At 65.8% G+C, this 19,806-nt stretch carries 20 protein-coding genes; 14 read left to right on the forward strand and 6 right to left on the reverse strand.

Going from position 1 to position 19,806, the window contains the following annotated elements; genetic code table 11:
* The first annotated feature begins 248 nt into the window (after positions 1-248).
* The 6 genes from C6W92_RS16015 (at position 249) to C6W92_RS16040 (ending at position 6,278) form a co-directional block, all read left to right on the forward strand.
* Complete coding sequence (locus C6W92_RS16015; RefSeq protein ID WP_129434960.1) at positions 249-614, forward strand: hypothetical protein; 366 nt, start codon at positions 249-251, stop codon at positions 612-614.
* Positions 615-1,787 carry a glycosyltransferase family 4 protein gene (locus C6W92_RS16020; protein ID WP_129434962.1) on the forward strand — a complete coding sequence of 391 codons (1,173 nt, stop codon included), beginning with the start codon at positions 615-617 and terminating at the stop codon, positions 1,785-1,787.
* Positions 1,788-1,927: 140 nt separating this feature from the next.
* On the forward strand, positions 1,928-2,701 hold the full coding sequence (locus C6W92_RS16025) for a glycosyltransferase family 2 protein (protein WP_129434964.1): 774 nt from the start codon (positions 1,928-1,930) through the stop codon (positions 2,699-2,701).
* Positions 2,702-2,710: 9 nt separating this feature from the next.
* Entirely contained in the window at positions 2,711-3,832 is a 1,122-nt protein-coding gene (gmd, locus tag C6W92_RS16030; protein WP_129434966.1) for a GDP-mannose 4,6-dehydratase, read from the forward strand.
* Positions 3,833-3,837: 5 nt separating this feature from the next.
* The gene (locus C6W92_RS16035; RefSeq protein WP_129434968.1) at positions 3,838-4,806 is read left to right on the forward strand and encodes a GDP-L-fucose synthase; all 969 of its coding nucleotides are present in this window, start codon (positions 3,838-3,840) and stop codon (positions 4,804-4,806) included.
* 23 nt (positions 4,807-4,829) lie between these two features.
* The gene (locus tag C6W92_RS16040; RefSeq protein WP_129434970.1) at positions 4,830-6,278 is read left to right on the forward strand and encodes a mannose-1-phosphate guanylyltransferase/mannose-6-phosphate isomerase; all 1,449 of its coding nucleotides are present in this window, start codon (positions 4,830-4,832) and stop codon (positions 6,276-6,278) included.
* Here C6W92_RS16040 and C6W92_RS16045 read toward each other — a convergent pair whose 3' ends face one another.
* Together C6W92_RS16045 and C6W92_RS16050 are read right to left on the reverse strand one after the other, a co-directional pair.
* Positions 6,279-7,565: a DUF2793 domain-containing protein gene (locus C6W92_RS16045; protein ID WP_129434972.1), complete on the reverse strand. Its 1,287-nt coding sequence runs from the start codon at positions 7,563-7,565 to the stop codon at positions 6,279-6,281.
* 88 nt (positions 7,566-7,653) lie between these two features.
* Positions 7,654-8,439 carry an alpha/beta hydrolase gene (locus C6W92_RS16050; RefSeq protein WP_129434974.1) on the reverse strand — a complete coding sequence of 262 codons (786 nt, stop codon included), beginning with the start codon at positions 8,437-8,439 and terminating at the stop codon, positions 7,654-7,656.
* Positions 8,440-8,526: 87 nt separating this feature from the next.
* Between C6W92_RS16050 and C6W92_RS16055 the strand changes: the two genes are divergently transcribed.
* Together C6W92_RS16055 and C6W92_RS16060 are read left to right on the forward strand one after the other, a co-directional pair.
* A complete protein-coding gene (locus C6W92_RS16055) occupies positions 8,527-9,999 on the forward strand; it encodes an NAD-dependent succinate-semialdehyde dehydrogenase (protein ID WP_129434976.1) in 1,473 nt (490 codons plus the stop codon).
* Positions 10,000-10,071: 72 nt separating this feature from the next.
* Positions 10,072-11,313: an META domain-containing protein gene (locus C6W92_RS16060; protein WP_129434978.1), complete on the forward strand. Its 1,242-nt coding sequence runs from the start codon at positions 10,072-10,074 to the stop codon at positions 11,311-11,313.
* A 19-nt stretch (positions 11,314-11,332) separates the two neighbouring features.
* On the opposite strand, the gene C6W92_RS16065 is transcribed toward C6W92_RS16060, so the two are convergent.
* Genes C6W92_RS16065 through C6W92_RS16075 form a run of 3 tightly spaced genes read right to left on the reverse strand, consistent with a single transcriptional unit; the run spans position 11,333 to position 12,879 of the window.
* Positions 11,333-11,710 (reverse strand): hypothetical protein, encoded by a 378-nt coding sequence (locus tag C6W92_RS16065; RefSeq protein ID WP_347232816.1) that lies wholly within the window; start codon positions 11,708-11,710, stop codon positions 11,333-11,335.
* A gap of 27 nt (positions 11,711-11,737) precedes the next feature.
* Complete coding sequence (locus C6W92_RS16070) at positions 11,738-12,463, reverse strand: DUF599 domain-containing protein (RefSeq protein ID WP_129434982.1); 726 nt, start codon at positions 12,461-12,463, stop codon at positions 11,738-11,740.
* 5 nt (positions 12,464-12,468) lie between these two features.
* Positions 12,469-12,879 carry a CopD family protein gene (locus C6W92_RS16075; protein WP_129434984.1) on the reverse strand — a complete coding sequence of 137 codons (411 nt, stop codon included), beginning with the start codon at positions 12,877-12,879 and terminating at the stop codon, positions 12,469-12,471.
* 119 nt (positions 12,880-12,998) lie between these two features.
* Between C6W92_RS16075 and C6W92_RS16080 the strand changes: the two genes are divergently transcribed.
* The 6 genes from C6W92_RS16080 (at position 12,999) to C6W92_RS16105 (ending at position 19,252) form a co-directional block, all read left to right on the forward strand.
* On the forward strand, positions 12,999-14,432 hold the full coding sequence (locus C6W92_RS16080) for an FAD-linked oxidase C-terminal domain-containing protein (protein WP_129434986.1): 1,434 nt from the start codon (positions 12,999-13,001) through the stop codon (positions 14,430-14,432).
* Positions 14,433-14,492: 60 nt separating this feature from the next.
* Entirely contained in the window at positions 14,493-15,620 is a 1,128-nt protein-coding gene (gene glcE, locus C6W92_RS16085; RefSeq protein WP_129434988.1) for a glycolate oxidase subunit GlcE, read from the forward strand.
* A 12-nt stretch (positions 15,621-15,632) separates the two neighbouring features.
* Entirely contained in the window at positions 15,633-16,967 is a 1,335-nt protein-coding gene (gene glcF, locus C6W92_RS16090; RefSeq protein WP_129434990.1) for a glycolate oxidase subunit GlcF, read from the forward strand.
* 52 nt (positions 16,968-17,019) lie between these two features.
* Positions 17,020-17,817: a trypsin-like peptidase domain-containing protein gene (locus tag C6W92_RS16095; protein WP_129434992.1), complete on the forward strand. Its 798-nt coding sequence runs from the start codon at positions 17,020-17,022 to the stop codon at positions 17,815-17,817.
* Positions 17,814-18,635: a trypsin-like peptidase domain-containing protein gene (locus C6W92_RS16100; RefSeq protein ID WP_129434994.1), complete on the forward strand. Its 822-nt coding sequence runs from the start codon at positions 17,814-17,816 to the stop codon at positions 18,633-18,635. The genes C6W92_RS16095 and C6W92_RS16100 overlap by 4 nt, the downstream gene beginning before the upstream one ends.
* Positions 18,636-18,778: 143 nt before the next feature.
* Positions 18,779-19,252 (forward strand): Hsp20 family protein, encoded by a 474-nt coding sequence (locus C6W92_RS16105; protein ID WP_129434996.1) that lies wholly within the window; start codon positions 18,779-18,781, stop codon positions 19,250-19,252.
* A 213-nt stretch (positions 19,253-19,465) separates the two neighbouring features.
* On the opposite strand, the gene C6W92_RS16110 is transcribed toward C6W92_RS16105, so the two are convergent.
* Positions 19,466-19,684 (reverse strand): hypothetical protein, encoded by a 219-nt coding sequence (locus tag C6W92_RS16110; protein WP_129434998.1) that lies wholly within the window; start codon positions 19,682-19,684, stop codon positions 19,466-19,468.
* Positions 19,685-19,806: the final 122 nt, after the last annotated feature.

The raw sequence follows: 19,806 nt of genomic DNA on the forward strand, positions 1-19,806 counted from the left end.
CCTTCTTCTTCATCGCATCACGCAGGCTGGGAAAGGCGGGCTGTTTCGGCATCGGCAGGACTCCTCTGGCGGACGCCCCAAACCTATCAGATTAGGCAGAAAGTCGCAGGTTTTTCAGACGTTCCCTGACAAGAGCATTTCGGAGCCTTCAATCACTTGAGTTTTCTTCCTACTCTATATTTCTGGACGCACTGAAGCTGGATAACTTTTCCCAGGGAAATTACCTGTTCTCACATCTTTTCATCATAGTGCCACGCGCCATTTGGCCCGGAAAGGCGGAGTCCATCGGTATTTATACAGCAGAACGATCCGGATATGTTTACAACAATGTAGGCTTGAACTCATTCTTCAATGCCTATGCTGATTATGGGTTTTTCGGGCTTTTCCTGTTTAGCATGCTTTTTGGCATTCTCGCCAAGAACCTAAATCCTGCATTCGAGTTGGCATCCTTCAGGAATCGTCGCTTCATGTATGGCGTCTTGTTCACCGGAATGACCCCGATGTTTTTTCGGGGGGACCTGAGCACAGCGATGCTCGCACTTTATCCGGCAATACTTGTGTATGAGGCCATACGTTTTTCAACGAGGTTCCGGTTAATGTCAGGCGTTCGTTGAATGAAGCTGCGCATCGCCAACGTCATTGAGGAAGGCAAACTCGGTGGGCCGCAGGTGCGGATGGTGCGGGTGGCGGCGGCGCTCAATGACCGGGCCGAGACGCTGATCGTCATGCCACGGGCCAATTCCACCCCGTTTCGCGAGATGTGCGCGCGCCATGGTGTGCCTTATCGTGTCCTCCCGCTCACCCGGATCACCAGGGAATGGCGCGCGGCACTGGCATATATCCTGTGCTCACCTTGGGAGGTGTGGCGCCTCGTGCAGCTATTCCGCCGCGAGGGCGTCGACCTCGTGCACGCGTCGGGCGGTAGCTGGCAGGTGAAGGCGGTGATCGCGGCACGGCTGGCTGGCATCCCCTCGGTCTGGCACCTCAACGACACCTTGATGCCCGGCTGGGTGCACGCGCTGTTCCGGAGGGTCGCTCCCTTGGCGGTGGGATTCATCTACACATCCCGAAGGGTCAGGGCGTATTATGGCCGATACGTGGGCGCGGACAGGCCATTTGCCTTTGTTCCGCCGCCGGTTGACGTTCATGAGTTTCGCCCAGACGCACCCTGCCCCGGAGATGAGCAAGCGATTGCCCGGTTCGGTGACGGTCCGGTCATGGTTACGGTTGGCAACGTCAACCCGATCAAGGGGTTTGAGACATTTATCCGTACCGCAGCGCGATTGCGCAGCTTCGGGCATGGGGTCCAAGCGGTGATCGTCGGCCCGATCTTCGATCGCCAGCGCGCGTATCACCGCAGGCTGATGGCGCTGGCCCGGAACCTTGGCCTCGACAGCATCCATTTCGTCGGCGGCCGCTCGGATGTGCGCCCATTCCTGGCACGCGCCGATGTCTATGTCTGCCCTTCGCTGTCCGAAAGCTGGGGCATGGCGCTTTGGGAGGCAATGGCGATGGCCCGCCCCGTGGTCAGCACCGATGTCGGCGACGTGGCCCGCCATGTCCGCGATGGCGAGGCCGGGTTCATAGTGCCCGTGGGCGACGATGCGGCGATGGCCGAACGCATTGCTCGGCTGCTCGACGACCCGGACCGACGGGCCCGGATGGGCGCGGCCGCGCGCGAGACGGCGATGGCATTCCAACCGCAGGAGATTGCCGGGCTGACGCTTGGGATTTACCAGCGTGTAAAAGAGAATGGCGCATCCGCAACTGATGGAAAGGGGTCGTGAGGGCGCGGGCGGACGTTCGTTACGTTGTGGATGATATCGGCCGGGAGGCCGCCGGTTTCGACCGCAGGGACATGGACGTGCTCGCTTCAGGGCGGTATGTGCTGATTCAAACGACGCAGTGAAACAGGAAAGGGGCGGGCGTGAAAATTTCCATCATCATGGCCGCTTACAACTCGCAGGCCACCATCGGCCGGGCCATCGGGTCTTTCCTCGCGCAGGACCATCCCGACAAGGAACTTGTCGTCATCGACGGCGCCTCGCACGACGATACCTGCGCCATCGCCAAAGGCTTTGACAGCCCGGCGATCAAAGTTTTCAGCGAACGCGACGAGGGCATCTATGACGCCCTGAACAAGGGGATCGCGCAGGCAGACGGCTCTGTCGTCGGGTTGTTGCACACGGACGACCTGTTTGCGCGGCACGACGTGCTGTCGCGGGTGGCAAGTATCTTCGACAGTGGCGGCATGGATGGTGTATACGGCGATCTGGAATATGTCGCCCGCACCAATCCCGATCGCGTGATCCGCTATTGGCGTTCGGGTGCCTACCGACCGGCCCTGTTGAGGAAGGGGTGGATGCCGCCGCATCCGACCTTGTTTCTGCGTCGCGAGGTCTTTGACAAGCACGATGCCTATGACACCGGATTTCGTATCGCTGCCGATTACGAAGCCATCCTGCGCTGGCTGGTCAGGGCCGAACTGAAATTGGCTTACATAGCGGATGTCCTGGTGCGGATGCGCGTCGGCGGCGAGAGCAATCGTTCGCTGGGCCGCATCCTTCGCAAGAGCCGCGAGGACCTGTGCGCCATCCGTCGGCACGGGATCGGGGGTATAGGGGTACTGGCGGCCAAGAACGTCGGCAAGGTATCACAATTCATGCGGCGCGACCGTGGTAAAGATGTTCAGGCAAGGTAAGATAATCCCATGAAAAAGGCACTCATCACCGGCATCACCGGACAGGACGGATCGTATCTGGCAGAGTTTCTGCTGGAAAAGGGCTACGAGGTGCACGGCATCAAGCGCCGCGCCTCGCTGTTCAACACCGCGCGGATCGACCACATCTACCAGGATCCGCATTCCAACCATCAACGGCTGAGGCTGCACTACGGCGATCTCACCGACAGCTCCAACCTCACCCGCATCCTGAGCGAGGTTCGGCCCGACGAGGTCTATAACCTCGGGGCGCAAAGCCACGTGGCAGTGAGCTTCGAGTCGCCCGAATACACCGCCGACGTGGACGCCATCGGCACGCTGCGCCTGCTCGAGGCGATCCGCTTCCTCGGGATGGAAAAGACGACGCGCTTCTACCAGGCTTCGACATCCGAGCTCTACGGGCTTGTGCAAGAGACGCCGCAGCGCGAGACGACGCCGTTCCACCCGCGCTCGCCCTACGCGGTGGCCAAGCTCTACGCCTACTGGATCTGCGTCAACTATCGCGAGGCTTACGGGATGTATGCCTGCAACGGCATCCTGTTCAACCACGAGAGCCCGCGCCGCGGCGAGACCTTCGTTACCCGCAAAATTACGCGCGGCATGGCCAATATTGCGCAGGGACTGGAGGACTGTCTCTACATGGGCAATATCGACGCGCTGCGCGACTGGGGCCATGCACAAGATTACGTGCGGATGCAGTGGATGATGCTGCAACAGGACGCGCCCGAGGATTTCGTGATCGCCACCGGCAAGCAGTATTCGGTGCGCGAGTTCATCCGCTGGACTGCGGAGGAGCTGGGCATTTCACTCAGCTTCTCGGGCGAGGGGGTGGACGAGATCGCCACCGTCACGGACATCGCCGGTGACAAGGCCCCGGCGGTCAAGCCCGGGGACGTGATCCTGCGCATAGACCCGCGCTATTTCCGTCCCGCCGAGGTGGAGACGTTGCTGGGCGATCCCACAAAGGCCAAGGAAAGACTCGGCTGGGTACCCGAGATCACGGCGCGCGAAATGTGCGCCGAAATGGTTGAGGAGGACCTGCGCACCGCACGGCGGCACGCGCTGCTCAGGGAACACGGCATGGACATGCCGGTCAGTTTCGAGAACGGGTGATCGCGATGCGCGTCTACGTGGCAGGGCACAGGGGCATGGTGGGCGGCGCGATCCTGCGGCGGCTGGAGGCGCGGCGCGCGGCGGGGGAGGAGATCAACCTGATCACCGCCACCCATGCCGAGCTTGACCTGACCGATCAGGCGCAGGTCGCGGCGTTCATGGCCGATCAGCGCCCCGACGTGGTGATCCTCGCCGCCGCGAAGGTGGGTGGCATCCATGCCAACAACACCTACCCCGCCGATTTCATCTACGAAAACCTGATGATCGAATGCAACGTGATCCATCAGGCATACGCGGCAGGTGTGCGTCGGCTGTTGCAGCTTGGGTCGTCCTGCATCTACCCGCGCGAGGCTCCGCAGCCGATGCGCGAGGATGCGCTGCTCACCGGCCCGCTGGAGCCCACCAACGAGCCCTACGCCATCGCCAAGATCGCGGGCATCAAGCTTTGCGAGAGCTACAACCGGCAGCATGGCACCGATTACCGCTCGGTCATGCCAACCAACCTTTACGGCCCCGGCGACAATTTCCACCCTGAGAATTCCCACGTCCTGCCCGCCCTCATCCGTCGCTTTCACGAGGCAGCGGAGGCGGGCCGCGAGGAGGTCACGATCTGGGGCACCGGGCGGCCACGGCGCGAATTCCTGCACGTCGATGACATGGCAGAGGCATCGCTCTTCGTGCTGGACCTCGACAGGGACCGCTATGACGCCAACACGCAGCCGATGCTGAGCCACATCAACGTGGGCACCGGCGAGGATATTGCCATCCTCGACCTCGCGAAGATGGTGGCGCGTGTGACGTGCTTCGACGGGCGGATCACCACCGACCCCACGAAACCCGACGGCACCATGCGCAAGCTGATGGATGTGAGCCGGTTGGCGGATATGGGCTGGCGCGCAAGGATCGGGCTGGAACAGGGCGTCGCGGACACGTATCGGTGGTTTCTGGAAAACCTCGACAGGTTTCGCGGCTGAGACGCGGCAGGGAGGACGCAAGGATGACACAGGATATTCACCCGCTTCTGCTCTGCGGCGGATCGGGCACGCGGCTCTGGCCGCTGTCGCGCAAGAGCTATCCGAAGCAGTTCACCCGGCTCACGGGCGAGGAAAGCCTGTTTCAGGCCTCGGCGCGGCGTCTGTCGGGCCCCGGCTTTGCCGCACCCGCGATCGTCACCGGGTCGGATTACCGCTTTGTCGTGACCGAGCAGTTGGCCGCCGTCGAGGTCGCCGCCGCCGCCACGCTGATCGAGCCCGAGGGACGCAACACCGCCCCCGCGATTCTGGCCGCGGCACTGGAGCTGCATGCGCGCGCGCCGGGCGCACTGATGCTGGTCGCACCCTCGGATCACGTGATCCCGGACGCGGAGGCGTTTCGCGCCTCTGTCATGGCGGCGGTCCCGTCGGCCGAGGCGGGACAGATCGTGACATTCGGTATCCGCCCCGACAGGGCAGAGACGGGCTATGGGTGGCTCGCACTGAGCGAAGCGCCAAAAAACGGCTTTGCCCCGGTGCCGCAGCCGCTCAAGGGCTTTGCCGAGAAACCCGACGCGACAACCGCCGAGGCGCTGCTATCGGGCGGGATGCACCTGTGGAACGCGGGCATCTTCCTGTTTGCCACCGGCACGATCCTGTCTGCCTTCGAGAACCATCAGCCCGGGCTGCTCGCCGCCGTGACGCGCGCCTTCGAGGAGGCCGAACGCGACCTGCATTTCCTGCGGCTCGCGCCTGCACCCTGGTCGGAATGCGATGACATCTCCGTGGATTACGCGGTGATGGAGAAGGCCGAGAACCTTACCGTTGTCCCCTTTGGCGGCGCGTGGTCGGACCTCGGCGGCTGGGACGCCGTGTGGCGCGAGAGCGGGCCGGATGCGGGCGGCGTGGTGACCTCGGGCCCGGCCACCGCCATCGACTGCACCGATACGCTTTTGCGCGCCGAGGATGAACAGCAGGCACTGGTGGGTATCGGCCTGAGCGACGTGATCGCTGTGGCCATGCCCGACGCGGTTCTGGTGGCCCACAAGGACCGTGCGCAGGACGTGAAACAGGCCGTCGCCGCGTTGAAGGCGCAAGGGGCCAAGCAGGCCGAGACCCTGCCGCGGGACTACCGCCCCTGGGGCTGGTTCGAGAGCCTTTCCGTGGGCGGACGGTTCCAGGTCAAGCGCATCCATGTCAATCCCGGTGCGGCGCTTAGCTTGCAAAGCCATCACCACCGGTCCGAGCACTGGATCGTCGTAGAGGGCACCGCCCGCGTGACCATCGACGACACGGTAACGCTCGTGAGCGAGAACCAGTCGGTCTACATCCCGCTGGGCGCGGTCCACCGGATGGAAAACCCCGGCAAGGTGCCGATGGTGCTGATCGAGGTGCAGACCGGCACTTACCTGGGCGAGGACGACATCATCCGATACGAGGATGTCTATGCCCGCGGGCAAGGAGCCAAGGGGTAATCAGGCCCAGCGCCCGATCGCCGTCACGGTGACCTCTGGCGCGCCCGGCTGACTTAGCGCCGCCATCGCGCGCAAATGCCCCGCCGTCTCGTCACCCGCCCGCGTGGCGATCCAGACGCCAGATGCGGTGGTGGCACTGGCCGAAACCGTGGGCCGCGTGCCCAGCGCGAAAGGGGCGGGATAGCTCCATGCCGTTTCCGCCACCCCGGCAAAGAGCGCGCCGTGCGCGGTGTCGGGGGCATCAAGGGTGAGCGTATGGCGACAGATCTGCGTGCCGTCAGGATAGCGCAGCGCCTCGCCATCTGGTCCGGTGCTGCGGGTGACGTTGTGCGCACCCTGCACCGCCTGCCACACGCCCCACGCCCCGCCCGAACGGGTGCGAAACGCTAGCGCCGCGCCATCCGCGCCGATGAATATCTGCACAAGATCGTCCGCACCGAGCCGCATCGACAGGCACAGCCCTGCTATCGCCCCTGTGGGGCGCGGGCCAAGGGTGGTAGCATCCACGGCATAGCTGCCCGCGGGCTGCGCCGGGTCGTCGAGATCGGCCATCACAGGCACCGCCCCTGCTCCGTCCTGCCCCCAGCCGAAGGCACCGGTCACCATGAGCCGCCCGGGCGCGGCGTCGCCCGCGTCCGCCTGCACCGCCGCGCCGGTGGCGAGGCCCGTGGCGGCGTCAAGGCTCAGCGCCGTCACCCAGGCCGCCCCGTCCGCGCTCACCTTGACGGCGAAATCGTCGTTGCCGCTGTTCCCCATCTCGGCGCGCCCGCCAAATCCCGTCTGGAACAAGAGGCTCGCGGTATCGGCTGCACTGGCCTTGTTGATCTTGAGCTGATGCCCCGCCCCCTCGTGGTTGAGAAGCGTGGCGGGTGCCGAGACGGTGAGCCGGTTGGTGGTGTCAAAGCCGGCATTGATGCCCACCCCGTCGAGATTCTCCAGAACCGGCGAAGACAGCGGCACCCAATCGGTGCCCGCATGGCGAAAGAGCCGCCCGTCGCTCTTGTCGATGGCGAGCCAGCCCTCGCCTGGCTCGACAAACAGCCAGCTTTCGTTGACGAAGGCGGCGAGCATCCCCGCCTGCCCGGCCCATGCCCCGGTGGGCGCGGGCCCCAGCGCCCAGACCTGCCCCGCCTGCGGCAGGGCCGGGGGCGTGGCCGCGCCGATTCCTTCGACCGCCAGTTGCACCGCAATATCGAGCCGGGTCAGCGCCTCGTTATGGGTCACGTGTTTCTGCGCCTGCGAGGGCAGGATGAAGGGCAGCGACAGGCGCGGTGAGGTATCTGGCATTGGGGCACTCCGGGTTTTGAGGCATCTCTCGGGACGTGCCCAATCTTGGAGCGATGTCTTGCCAGTCCGTGAACGTTGCGCGCGGTGCTCAGCCCGAGAGCCGCGCCACCATCGCGCTCGCCGGATCCACCAGCGCCTCGATCACGTCGAAATGGTGCCTGCCTCTCGCGATCTCGAGCGGCGCGCCCCAGGCCTCGGACAGCCAGCGCGCCTGGTCGAGGAAGGCGGGCAATTCATCGCCGCCGACCCAGACCGAGACCGGCACCGGAAGGGGGCGCATGAGCACCGGGCTCTCGGCCTCTGCCGCGGCCTCATCGAGTCGGAACTGTTCGTTCATCGAGGTGCGCAGGAGCGGGCGCAGGTCCGAGACCGGCGAGATCGGCGCGACGTGACGGAGCCGCGCCGCCACCTCGGCTGGCAGCACGCCGGGCACCGCCATGCGCGCCACGAGATGCCCGCCCGCCGAATGCCCGGCAAGCGCAACCGGCCCTGCCACGCGGTCTGCTGCCATCGTCACCGCCTGCGCGATCTGGCGGGTGATGTCGGCGATGTGCACCTCGGGGCAGAGATCGTAGGACGGCATCGCCACCGCCCAGCCGCGCGCGAGCGGCCCAGCCGCGAGATGCGACCAGAACGAGCGGTCGAAGCGCAGCCAGTAGCCGCCATGCACAAAGACACACAGCCCCCGCGCCGTGCCCCCGGGGTGGAAGAGATCGAGCGCCTGCCGCGCGCTCTTGCCATAAGGCAAGCCAAGTTCCGCCTGCCTCGCATGCCGCACGCGAAACGCCTCTGCCGCCACTGTCCAGCGCGCGGGATACTGCGCGCCGCCCGGGATGTTCGGCACGTTCGCATAGGCGTTGTCCAGTTCGCTCATCCCTTTGCCCCTCTCTGGCCCTAGACATTCCTAGCCCAAGCTGCTTTGGCTTTGCGAGAGCATTCGACATCGCAAGAGGACCGCGCCATGACCACGACCGACCTGAAATCCATGCTGAACGATCCCGCCCTGCTGGCGGAGAAGGCCTATATCGGGGGGCAGTGGGTGGATGGCGACAACGGCACGTTTCAGGTCACCAACCCTGCCCGTGGCGACGTGATCGCCAACGTCGCCGATCTGAGCCGCGCGCAAGTGGCTCATGCCATCGCCACCGCCGAGGCGGCGCAGAAGGAATGGGCCAAATGGACCGGCAAGGAACGCGCGGCGGTACTGCGCAAGTTCTTTGACCTGATGATGGAGAACCAGCACGATCTCGGCGTGATCCTGACCGCCGAGCAGGGCAAGCCGCTGGCCGAGGCCAAGGGCGAGATCGCCTATGGCGCCTCGTTCATCGAGTTCTTTGGCGAAGAGGCCAAGCGCATCTATGGCGAAACCATCCCCGGCCACCAGCGCGACAAGCGCATCACCGTCATCAAGCAGCCTATCGGCGTCGCCGCCTCGATCACGCCGTGGAATTTCCCCAACGCGATGATCACCCGCAAGGCCGCCCCCGCGCTGGCCGCCGGCTGTGCCTTTATCGGGCGGCCCGCGACGGAAACACCGCTTTCGGCCACGGCGATGGGCGTTCTGGCCGAGCGCGCGGGCATCCCGGCGGGCGTGTTCAACATCGTGCCGTCGTCAAGTGCGAGCGACGTGGGCAAGGAGTTCTGCGAGAACCCGGGCGTGCGCAAGCTCACGTTCACCGGCAGCACCGAGGTGGGGCGCATCCTGCTGCGGCAGGCCGCCGACCAGGTGATGAAATGCTCGATGGAGCTGGGCGGCAACGCGCCCTTCATCGTCTTTGACGATGCCGATCTCGATGCGGCGGTCGAGGGCGCGATCCTGTGCAAGTTCCGCAACAACGGCCAGACCTGCGTCTGCGCCAACCGCATCTACGTGCAATCGGGCGTCTACGACGCGTTCGCCGCCAAGCTCCAGGCGGCGGTGGAAAAGCTCAAGATGGGTGACGGGTTCGAGGACGGGACCACGCTGGGACCGCTCATCAATGCCGACGCCATCGAGAAAGTGCAGGAGCACGTCGCAGACGCCACCGCCAAGGGCGCAAAGGTGGTGATGGGCGGCGGCACGCCCGCGCAGGGGCCGGGTCATTTCCTGCCGCCCACGATCCTCGCGGATGTGACGCAAGACATGCTGATTGCCACCGACGAGACCTTTGGCCCCCTCGCGCCACTCTTCCGTTTCGAGGACGAGGATGACGTGATCGCCATGGCCAATGACACGATATTCGGCCTCGCCTCGTATTTCTACGCCAAGGATCTCAGCCGCGTCACCAAGGTGGCAGAGGCACTGGAATACGGGATCGTTGGCGTCAATACCGGCATCATCTCGACCGAGGTAGCCCCGTTCGGCGGGGTCAAGCAGTCGGGCCTGGGCCGTGAAGGCAGCCACCACGGCATCGATGAGTTCCTCGAGATGAAGTATGTCTGCATGAGCGTGTAGAAAATCGCCGCTTTGGCCGAACCCGGAGTGACGCTACGCTGTGCGCGTGGCGTCATCTCGAAAGAAGCGGTCATGATTCGATTCCTTGCCCTTGCCCTTGGCCTGACGATCGGCGTGGCCGCGTCGTCTGCGAAAGAGGCGGCGGAATCACGCGTCGTGACCGGCGCGCTCACCTACACGCAAAAGATCGCCCTGCCGCCCGGCGCGCGGGCGATGGTGCGGGCAGAGGGCCGGTTTGGCGTAACGCTGGGCGAGACCGAGTTTGCGGGCGACGGGCTAGAAATGCCGCGCCGCTTCACCGTCGAGGTGCCGCCCGGGCTCTCGGGGACGGTGCGGGCGCTGATCGAGGTGAACGGCGCGCCGAGGTGGGTCATCGAGGGTATCCCCTTCGCCGCGGGCGCGGAGCCGGTGGCGCTGGGTGATGTGTTCCTCAATCCCGTGAGCCCGCTCGCATTCGCCACGGATTTCATTTGCGGTGACGTGGGCGTGTCGATGGGCATGCTGGGCGACGAGGCGGTTCTGCGCGCCGAGGGCCGCGACATTCCCCTGGCTCAGGTCGAAACGGCCTCGGGGGCGCGCTATGACGCCGTGGACGAGCCCGGCACGAGCTTCTGGAGCAAGGGTGACGCGGCAATGGTCCGGCTCAACGGTCGCGACCTGCCCGAGTGCGACAAGGTGCGGCCGCCCGCCGAACGCCCGTACCGCGCGCGCGGAAACGAACCGGGCTGGTACGTCTCGCTTGACGGACAAACCGCCGAGATCGTGGCTGACTACGGCGAAATCACGCGAGAGGCACCCCGCCCCGAGGCGCGTGCCATGCCCGGCGGGTATGAATTCGACCTGTCCGGGGCCGATGCCCGCCTGCGCGTCGAAGAGCATCTGTGTCACGACGACGCCACCGGCATGCCCTATCCCGATACCGCGTACCTTGCGCTCGGCGACCGGGAGCTGCGCGGCTGCGGTGGCGATCCTGCCGATCTGCTTACCGGCGGCGCATGGCAGATTACCGCCCTCGGCGATGCCGCACTGATCGAGCCGGAGCGCCTGTCTCTGAACTTTCTCGATGCCGGGCGCGTGGCGGGCAGCGGTGGCTGCAACCGCATCGCCGGTGGGTTCAGCCTGTCGGGCGAGGGTCTGCATTTCGGGCCGATGGCCAGCACCATGATGGCCTGCCCCGAGCCGCTGATGGAACAGGAACGGCGGATGCTTGATGCACTTGAACAGGTCATGGCGTTCGATGTGGACACACGCGGACGGCTGCGGCTCTTGGCCGAGGATCGCCAGACCGTCCTGATCGAGGCCGCACGACCCTGAACAAGAGTGCGCGCCCATATTACGGGTCGATATCGACTCGAAAGGTTTTATCGCCCCATCCATCGACCGAGCAATGCGCGCGGATATGGATCCTGCGCGTGCCGTCGGGCAAATCGAGATTGGTGAGCGAGCGAGTGAACGGCTGCTCGTTCACGTGCGGATGATGCAGCAGCCGGTAACCGATCCGCTTGCCATCGGCATCAAGCACTTCCCAGCCGTCGGCATAGTGATCCCAGCCGGTATCGGGATGCTCCAGCGTGACATCGACGCGCCACGACATGCCCGACTTGGTGGCCACCGCCTCGAGGATACCGGGCTCGTGCGCGAGCGCGGGGACGGCAACGGAAACGGCCAGCGCCGCGGCGAGGGGGAACGCGATCTGTCTCATACGCGGCATCATACCCGGTCCGTGCCGCGAATGCACTCACGTCCGTGTGTCTTTCCCATCGCCCTCGGGGCGCATCAGCACAGCGCGCGAGTGCGAGGCGAATTCGCGCCGCAACAGCACCATGAGCGTGACCGCCACCGCGAGCAGCAGCGCCACCGCCCCGAACAGCCACGCCGCCGCAGCCAGCGCGAAATAGAGCGCGCGCAACCCACGGTTGAAGCCCCGCGCGGCGGTGATATTGATCTCGGCCGCCTTCTGCGCGCGCGGCTGCGCCGCCGGGTCGGCGGGGTCGTTCGGCACCGCCGCCATCATCACGGCGCAATAGCCGAACAGTCGATTGGCCCAAACGAACTTGAGAAAGGCGTTGGCGAGAAAGGCGACGATCACGAGGATCTTGACCTCCCACACGATCACTGGCGCCGTACCGGTCAACAGGTCGTCGGCCAACCCGATCAGCCGCTCCACCTCGCCCAGCAGCGCCAGCGTGCCACCGATGGCGATGAGCGTGGCCGAGGCAAAGAACGAGGTGCCCTGACGCAGCTGCCCGATGATTTGCGAATCGAAGATGCGCGGGTCTCGGGCGACGAATTGCACCATCCATTTGCGGCGATACTGTGCCATGAGGTTCGAGGTCGAGGGAAGTCGGCGTGGCGCGTGCTCGATCAGCAGCGTCACCCCCGACCATGCAATTACGAGCATCAGGAAGGCGGCAAGATCGAGCGGCGCGAAATGCCCGAGCGCGTCGTTGAGGATATCCGTCATGGCGCTCAAAACGGTCGCACGACCACGGCCCAGAGAACCGCGATTGCGCCCACAACACTGATTTCGTTGAAGATACGCAGGAAGCGGTCGCTCTCGGTAAACGTGCCCTTACGCGCGCGCAGCACCAGCCGCCCGGTCCAGCCGTAATGCGCCGCCAGCGCCAGTACCAGCGCCAGCTTGAGATGCGTCCAGCCCGGCCAGCCCAGCCAGTGCGCGAGATAGAGGCCCGTGGCGATGGCGATCACCCCAAGACCCAGCGAGAACCGGTAGAGCCGGATGGTCAGATCGCCCAGCGGCCCGAATTCGCCCAGCCGGTCCCACTCGCGGCGCCAGTAGATGAGCGCGCGCGGCACGGCAAAGATGGAGGTCATCCACCCCATGACACAAAGAATATGGATGATCTTGACCCACTCCATGTGCGATGACTGCCCGAGGTGGTGTGCCGGCGCAAGGTCTGCCGCGCGGCCCGCGGCAAAAAAGGACTCGCGGACAGGCCAAATTGGTTATATAGTTTTACCAATTTTAGGAGCACCCCATGCAAATGCCCGAGCCGAACCCCGACATTCTCGCCCGCAAGGCGGAACTGGTGGCGCGCCTGCGCAAGGTTCTGCCGCACAATGCCGTGATCGAGGATCCGGTGGAAACACGCGCCTATGAATGCGACGCGCTGACCGCCTATAAATGTCCGCCTCTCGCCGTGCTCCTGCCTGCCTCGACGCGAGAGGTCTCCGACGCACTGGCCATCTGCCACGAAATGGGCGTGCCGGTGGTGCCGCGCGGTGCGGGCACCTCGCTTGCCGGCGGCGCGCTGCCCACCGCCGACAGTGTCATCGTCGGCGTGGCGCGGATGAACGAGGTTCTGGAAACCGATTACGACAATCGCTTCATCCGGGTACAGACCGGGCGCACCAATCTCAGCGTCACCGGCGCGGTGGAGGAAGAGGGGTTTTTCTACGCGCCCGACCCGTCCTCACAGCTTGCCTGCGCCATCGCGGGCAATATCGCGATGAATTCAGGCGGCGCGCATTGCCTCAAATACGGGGTGACCACCAACAACCTTATGGGCGTGACCATGGTGCTGATGGACGGCACGGTGGTGGAGCTCGGTGGCGCACATCTCGACGCCGGTGGCTATGACCTGCTGGGTCTCGTCTGCGGCTCGGAGGGTCAGCTTGGCGTGGTGACCGAGGCGACGCTGCGCATCCTGCGCAAGCCCGAGGGCGCGCGCCCGGTGCTGATCGGTTTCGATTCGAGCGAGGTCGCGGGCGCCTGCGTGAGCGACATCATCAAGGCGGGCGTGCTGCCCGTGGCGATCGAGTTCATGGACCGCCCCTGCATCCGCGCGACAGAGGATTTCGCCCATGCCGGATACCCCGATTGCGAAGCGCTTTTGATCGTGGAGGTCGAAGGCTCGGACCCCGAAATCGACGAGCAGCTCGCGCTGATTGAGGACATCGCCCGCCGCCACGACCCGGTGGAATTGCGCCAGAGCCGTTCGGCCGAGGAGAGCGCGGCGATCTGGAAGGGGCGCAAATCCGCCTTCGGCGCGATGGGGCAACTTGGCGATTACATGTGCCTCGACGGCACCATCCCGGTGAGCGCCCTGCCCCACGTACTGGGCCGGATTGGCGAGATGAGCCAAGAGTTCGGCCTCGACGTGGCCAATGTGTTCCACGCGGGCGACGGCAACATGCACCCGCTGATCCTGTACGATGCCAACAAGCCAGGAGACCTGGAAACCTGCGAGGCCTTTGGGGCGGAAATCCTCAAGCTCTGCGTCGAAGTCGGCGGCTGCCTCACCGGCGAGCATGGCGTGGGGATCGAGAAGCGCGACCTGATGGCGCATCAGTACGGGGCCGACGACCTTTCCGCGCAAATGGACGTAAAGGATGTGTTCGACCCGAAATGGCTCTTGAACCCGGCCAAGGTGTTTCCACTCGACGTCTCGGGCACGCGGCGCGCCGCCTAACCCTTCGCAGGCCGGGGGGGTCCCCCGGACCCCCAGAGTATTTTACCAAGAAGAAACCGCATGACACCCGAGACAGAGGCAGAGCTTGCCACGATCATCAAGGAGGCCGATGGCCCGCTGCGCATCGAGGGCGGCGGCACGCGGCCCATCGGCGGCGCATCGAACGGTGCGCGGCTCTCGACATCGGCGATGACGGGGATCGAGCTTTACGAACCCGGCGCGCTCACCCTCGTGGTGCGGACGGGCACACCGCTTGCCGAGATCGAGGCCACGCTCGAGGCCGAGGGGCAGCGGCTCGCCTTCGAACCGATGGACCATCGCGGGTTACTGGGCACCGAGGGCACGCCCACCATCGGCGGCGTAGTGGCCGCCAATGTCAGCGGACCGCGCCGCGTTCAGGCCGGGGCCTGCCGCGATTTCCTACTGGGGGTGCGGTTCGTTGACGGGGAGGGGCGCATCGTCCGCAATGGCGGCCGGGTGATGAAGAACGTGACCGGCTACGACATGGTCAAGCTGATGGCGGGCAGCTACGGCACATTGGGCGTTCTGACCGAGGTGGCGCTCAAGGTGCTCCCGCGTCCTCGCGCCACCGGTGTGCTGCTCTGCGAGGGGCTGGACGACGCCACCGCCATTCAGGTGCTGTGCCGCGCTCTGGGCTCGCCCTACGAGGCGAGCGGTGCCGCGCATCTGCAACACGGTCTCGATGGCGCGCCGATGACGATGATCCGGCTCGAAGGGTTCGCGGACTCGGTTGCCTATCGGGCTAGGGAGATGCAAAAGCTGCTGGCCGATTCCGGCACCTTCACGCTCGAGACCGACCCGGACCGCACCGCCGCCGGCTGGCGGCATATCCGCGACGTCGCGCCGTTCCACGGGCGCGCGGGAGACGTCTGGCGGCTCTCGGTCAAGCCCACCGACGCGCCGGGGATCGTCGCCGCCCTGCCGGGTGCCGAGGCGCTCTATGACTGGGGCGGCGGGCTCGTCTGGCTGCTGGTGCCCGAAGACACGGGCAAGACGGTGATACGGCAGGCCGTGGCGCGGCGCGGCGGCCATGCAACACGGGTGCGCGGTGCGGGGACGGACGCGTTTCCGTCGCTGCCCGCGCCGGTGGCCGCGCTTCAGGCCGGGCTGCGGCGGCGTTTCGATCCGCGCGGCATCCTCAATCCCGGCCTGATGGCCGAGGCGTAGGAGAGCGACGGAATGAAGACCGAGTTCACGCCCGAGCAACTGGCCGACCCTAAGATCGCCCGCGCCAACGAGATCCTGCGCTCCTGCGTGCATTGCGGGTTCTGCACCGCGACCTGCCCGACCTATCAGGTGCTGGGGGACGAACTCGACAGCCCGCGCGGTCGCATCTACCTCATCAAGGACATGCTCGAGAACGACCGCGTTCCCGATGAGAAGACGGTCAGGCATATCGACCGCTGCCTGTCGTGCCTCGCCTGCATGACGACTTGCCCCTCGGGCGTGCATTACATGCACCTGGTCGATCAGGCGCGCGAATATATCGAGGAACGCTATCAGCGCCCCCTGGGGGACCGGGTGCTCCGCTGGATCCTGGCGCGCATCCTGCCCTATCCGACGCGGTTTCGCGTGGCGCTCCTGGGGGCCAGGGTCGGGCGGCCCTTTGCCCGACTGATGCCCGATGCGCGGCTGCGCGCAATGCTGGAGATGGCACCCAAACAGGTGCCGCCCGTCAGCCGCAACGACGATCCGCAAACCTTCCCCGCGCAAGGCGCACGCAAGAAGCGCGTGGCGCTGATGACGGGCTGCGCGCAGCGCGCGCTCAACACCGATATCAACGACGCCACCATCCGGCTGCTCACCCGGCTGGGCTGCGAGGTGGTGGTGGCCGAGGGCGCGGGCTGCTGCGGGGCACTGACGCATCACATGGGCAAGACCGAAGAAAGCCACGCGACGGCCGCGAAGAACATCCGAGCCTGGGCGCGCGAGATGAATGGCGAGGGGCTGGACGCCATCGTCATCAACACCTCGGGCTGCGGCACCACCGTCAAGGATTACGGCCACATGTTCCGCCACGAAGCATTGGCCGACGATGCCGCGCGGGTGAGCGAGATCGCGGTGGACGTGAGCGAATTGCTGATGCAGATCGACCTTCCCGAGGGCGAGGAAAAGGGCCTTACAATCGCCTACCACGCCGCCTGTTCGCTGCAACACGGCCAACAGATCAAGACCTTCCCCAAGGACTTGCTGAAGCGCGCCGGGTTCAAGGTGGTGGAACCCGCCGACAGCCACCTGTGCTGCGGCTCGGCGGGCACCTACAACCTGATGCAGCCGGAGATTTCCAAGCAGCTCAAGGACCGCAAGGTCCGCACGCTCGAGGCCAAGCGCCCGGACGTCATCGCCGCGGGTAATATCGGCTGCATGATGCAGATCGGCTCGGGCACCGGCATTCCGGTGGTGCACACGGTGGAATTGCTGGACTGGGCCACCGGCGGGCCGCAGCCGCCCGCGCTGGCGCAGGCGGAAAACGGTATGGCAGGCGTGCCGATCCTGCGCGCAAGCCGGTCATAATCTGGCCCGAAACGGCTGTTAGCCGATACCGGACTGAACCGCCGGAGACATCATGCTGCGCAGCCTCGCACTACTCGCCCTGCTCGCCACGCCGCTCGCCGCGCAGGACAGCCGCCTCGAGCGGCTCGACGCGGGCGACGCCGCCCGCGCGTGGGAGGCGGTCGGGCGGCTCGAACTGGCCGGGCGCGGCTTCTGCACCGGTGCGTTGGTGGCCCCCGATCTGGTGCTGACGGCGGCGCATTGCCTGCATGATCGCGCCACAGGCAAACGGATCGACCCTGCACGGATCGAGTTCAAGGCCGGCTGGCGCAACGGGCGCGCGGCCGCCTATCGCTCGGTGCGCCGTGCGGTGCTGCATCCCGACTATCGCTTTGACGCGGACGTGACTGCGGACCGCGTGCGCAACGACGTGGCGCTGCTCGAGCTTCATCACCCGATCCGCAACACCCGCGTCACCCCGTTCGAGACCGACCGCCGCCCCCGCAAGGGGCAGCGCATCGGCGTGGTGAGCTACGCCAAGGGCCGCGCCGAGGCCCCGTCGCTTCAGCAAGAGTGCAACGTGATGGCGCGGCAGCAGGGTGTGCTCATCATGTCCTGCGACGTGGATTTCGGTGCCTCCGGCGCGCCGGTCTTCAGCTTCGAGGGCGGGCGCGCACGGATCGTCTCGGTGGTCTCGGCGATGGCCGAGGTCGAGGGCCGCAAGGTGTCGCTGGGCACGCAGCTCCTGGCGCCGCTCGACACGTTGCGCACGGCGCTCGAGGCCGGACAGGGGGTGTTTCAGGATGCCGCCCCCAAGACCTTCACCTCCGGCACCCGGCGCGACACCGGCGCAAAATTCGAGCGGCCATGAGCAGTCCGCGACGAATACTTGCACTTTTGGCGGCGCTCTGCCTGTGGGCGGGCGGGGCGGCGGCACAGTCGAGCGGGCTCACCCGCCTTACCGACCGCGACGACCTCTTTGGCTGGGAGGCCATAGGCCGGGTCGATATCGGGCGCGAGGGCTATTGCACCGGGGTGCTCATCGCGCCCGATCAGGTGCTGACGGCGGCGCATTGCGTCTTTGACCGCTCCGGGCGACCCGTGGCCGCCGATACGATCCGGTTTCGCGCCGGGCTGCGCGACGGCACGGTGATCGCCGAGTCCGGGGTGATGGGCTACGTGGCCGCAGCAGGCTACGATCCGCGCGGCGGCATGAGCGCCGCCAACATCCGCAACGACGCCGCCCTCCTGCGGCTCGCGACCCCGATCAACAGTGCCGTGGCCGCCCCTTTCGCCATCCATGACCGGCCCCGCGACGGCGCGCAGATTAGCGTCGTCTCCTACGGGCGCGACCGCGACAGCGCCCCGTCATGGCAACGCCGGTGCAACATGCTGTGGCGCGCCGAGGGAATCATGGCCTTTGACTGCGACGTGATCTTCGGCTCCTCCGGCGCGCCGGTCTTGGCCCCACATGGCGGCCGCCCGCGCATCCTGTCGCTGGTGAGCGGCGGCAGCCGCGTCGAGGGCAAACGCCTGTCCTATGGCATGGACCTGCCCGATCTCGTCACCGGTCTCAAGCGCGACCTGCGCGCCGCCACCGCCGGAATGGCGACCGCCAATCCCGGTTTCAAGCGGGTACAGGCGGGCGAGGGCCGGCGCGGTACCGGCGCGCGCTTCGCCCGACCCTGAGCCGCGCCGCTCCCCTCTTGACAGGCACGCGGGGGTTTCCCAAATCCATGATGCCCCGGGGCCGGGTGACGGGCCGGGGCGCAACCGGCCGGTCTCCAAGGGGAAGGCCACCAACATTGGTATCGCTCAAAGGAGGATGACCCATGCGCAATTTCGATCTTGCACCGCTCTACCGGGCCACTGTCGGTTTCGACCAGATCGCCGATCTTCTGGATCGCGTGATGGCGAGCGACATGAGCCAGCCGAGCTATCCGCCCTACAACATCGAGAAGACCGACGACGACGCCTATCGCATCTCGATCGCCGTCGCGGGATTTTCGGCCGACGACCTGACGGTCGAGGTCAAGGATGGGGCGCTCGTGGTCTCGGCCCGCAAGAGCGAGGATGACGAGAGCGAACGCACCTACCTGCATCGCGGCATTGCCACGCGCGCGTTCGAGCGGCGCTTCCAGCTTGCCGATCACGTGCGCGTCACCGGTGCGAGCCACGCCGACGGCATGCTGCATGTCGATCTGGTGCGCGAGGTGCCCGAGGCGCTCAAGCCGCGGCGCATCGCCATCGCAAGCGCCGACACGGCCCGCGAACAGGACGTGATCGACGCCGAGAAGGTGAACTGAAGCCTGCGCCTCGCACTGATGGCCCGGCAAGGGATGCCTCGCCGGCCTTTTCGTTGCCAGTCTGCTCGGGCTCGGAATACCGAGCCCGTTGCGCAACCGACTGAAACCAGGCTGAACATGCGTCTTGCCGCACCATTCTCCCGGATGCCATCGAGATGGAACCAAAGCAGTTTCGCTTTCCGCTACGATTTCCCGGCTGGGAGAGGAGTGGTCTCACATGAAGGCATCGACGTTATCGGACGCGCAGCAGGCGTTCATCATCAAGCAGGGTGGGGCCCGTGCCAGTTCTGCGCCACGCTTGGTCAGGCGGAATTCGCCCTTGAAGAGCCGCCCCAGGCGCAGGGTGATCAACAGGTAATGCAGCACCTCGAGCGGCGGGAACGCGTCCTGGTGCGGTTTTTCTGGCCTGGTGTTGATGTGGCGTTGATGCAAACCGCGAACGCCGCCCCGGAGGGCGGCGTTCAAGCGTTTGGTTCAGCGCTGTATTCTGGTTGCGGGAGTAGGATTTGAACCTACGACCTTCAGGTTATGAGCCTGACGAGCTACCTGGCTGC

The sequence above is a fragment of the Roseovarius sp. A46 genome, from assembly GCF_004126395.1.
Classification (GTDB): domain Bacteria; phylum Pseudomonadota; class Alphaproteobacteria; order Rhodobacterales; family Rhodobacteraceae; genus Roseovarius; species Roseovarius nitratireducens.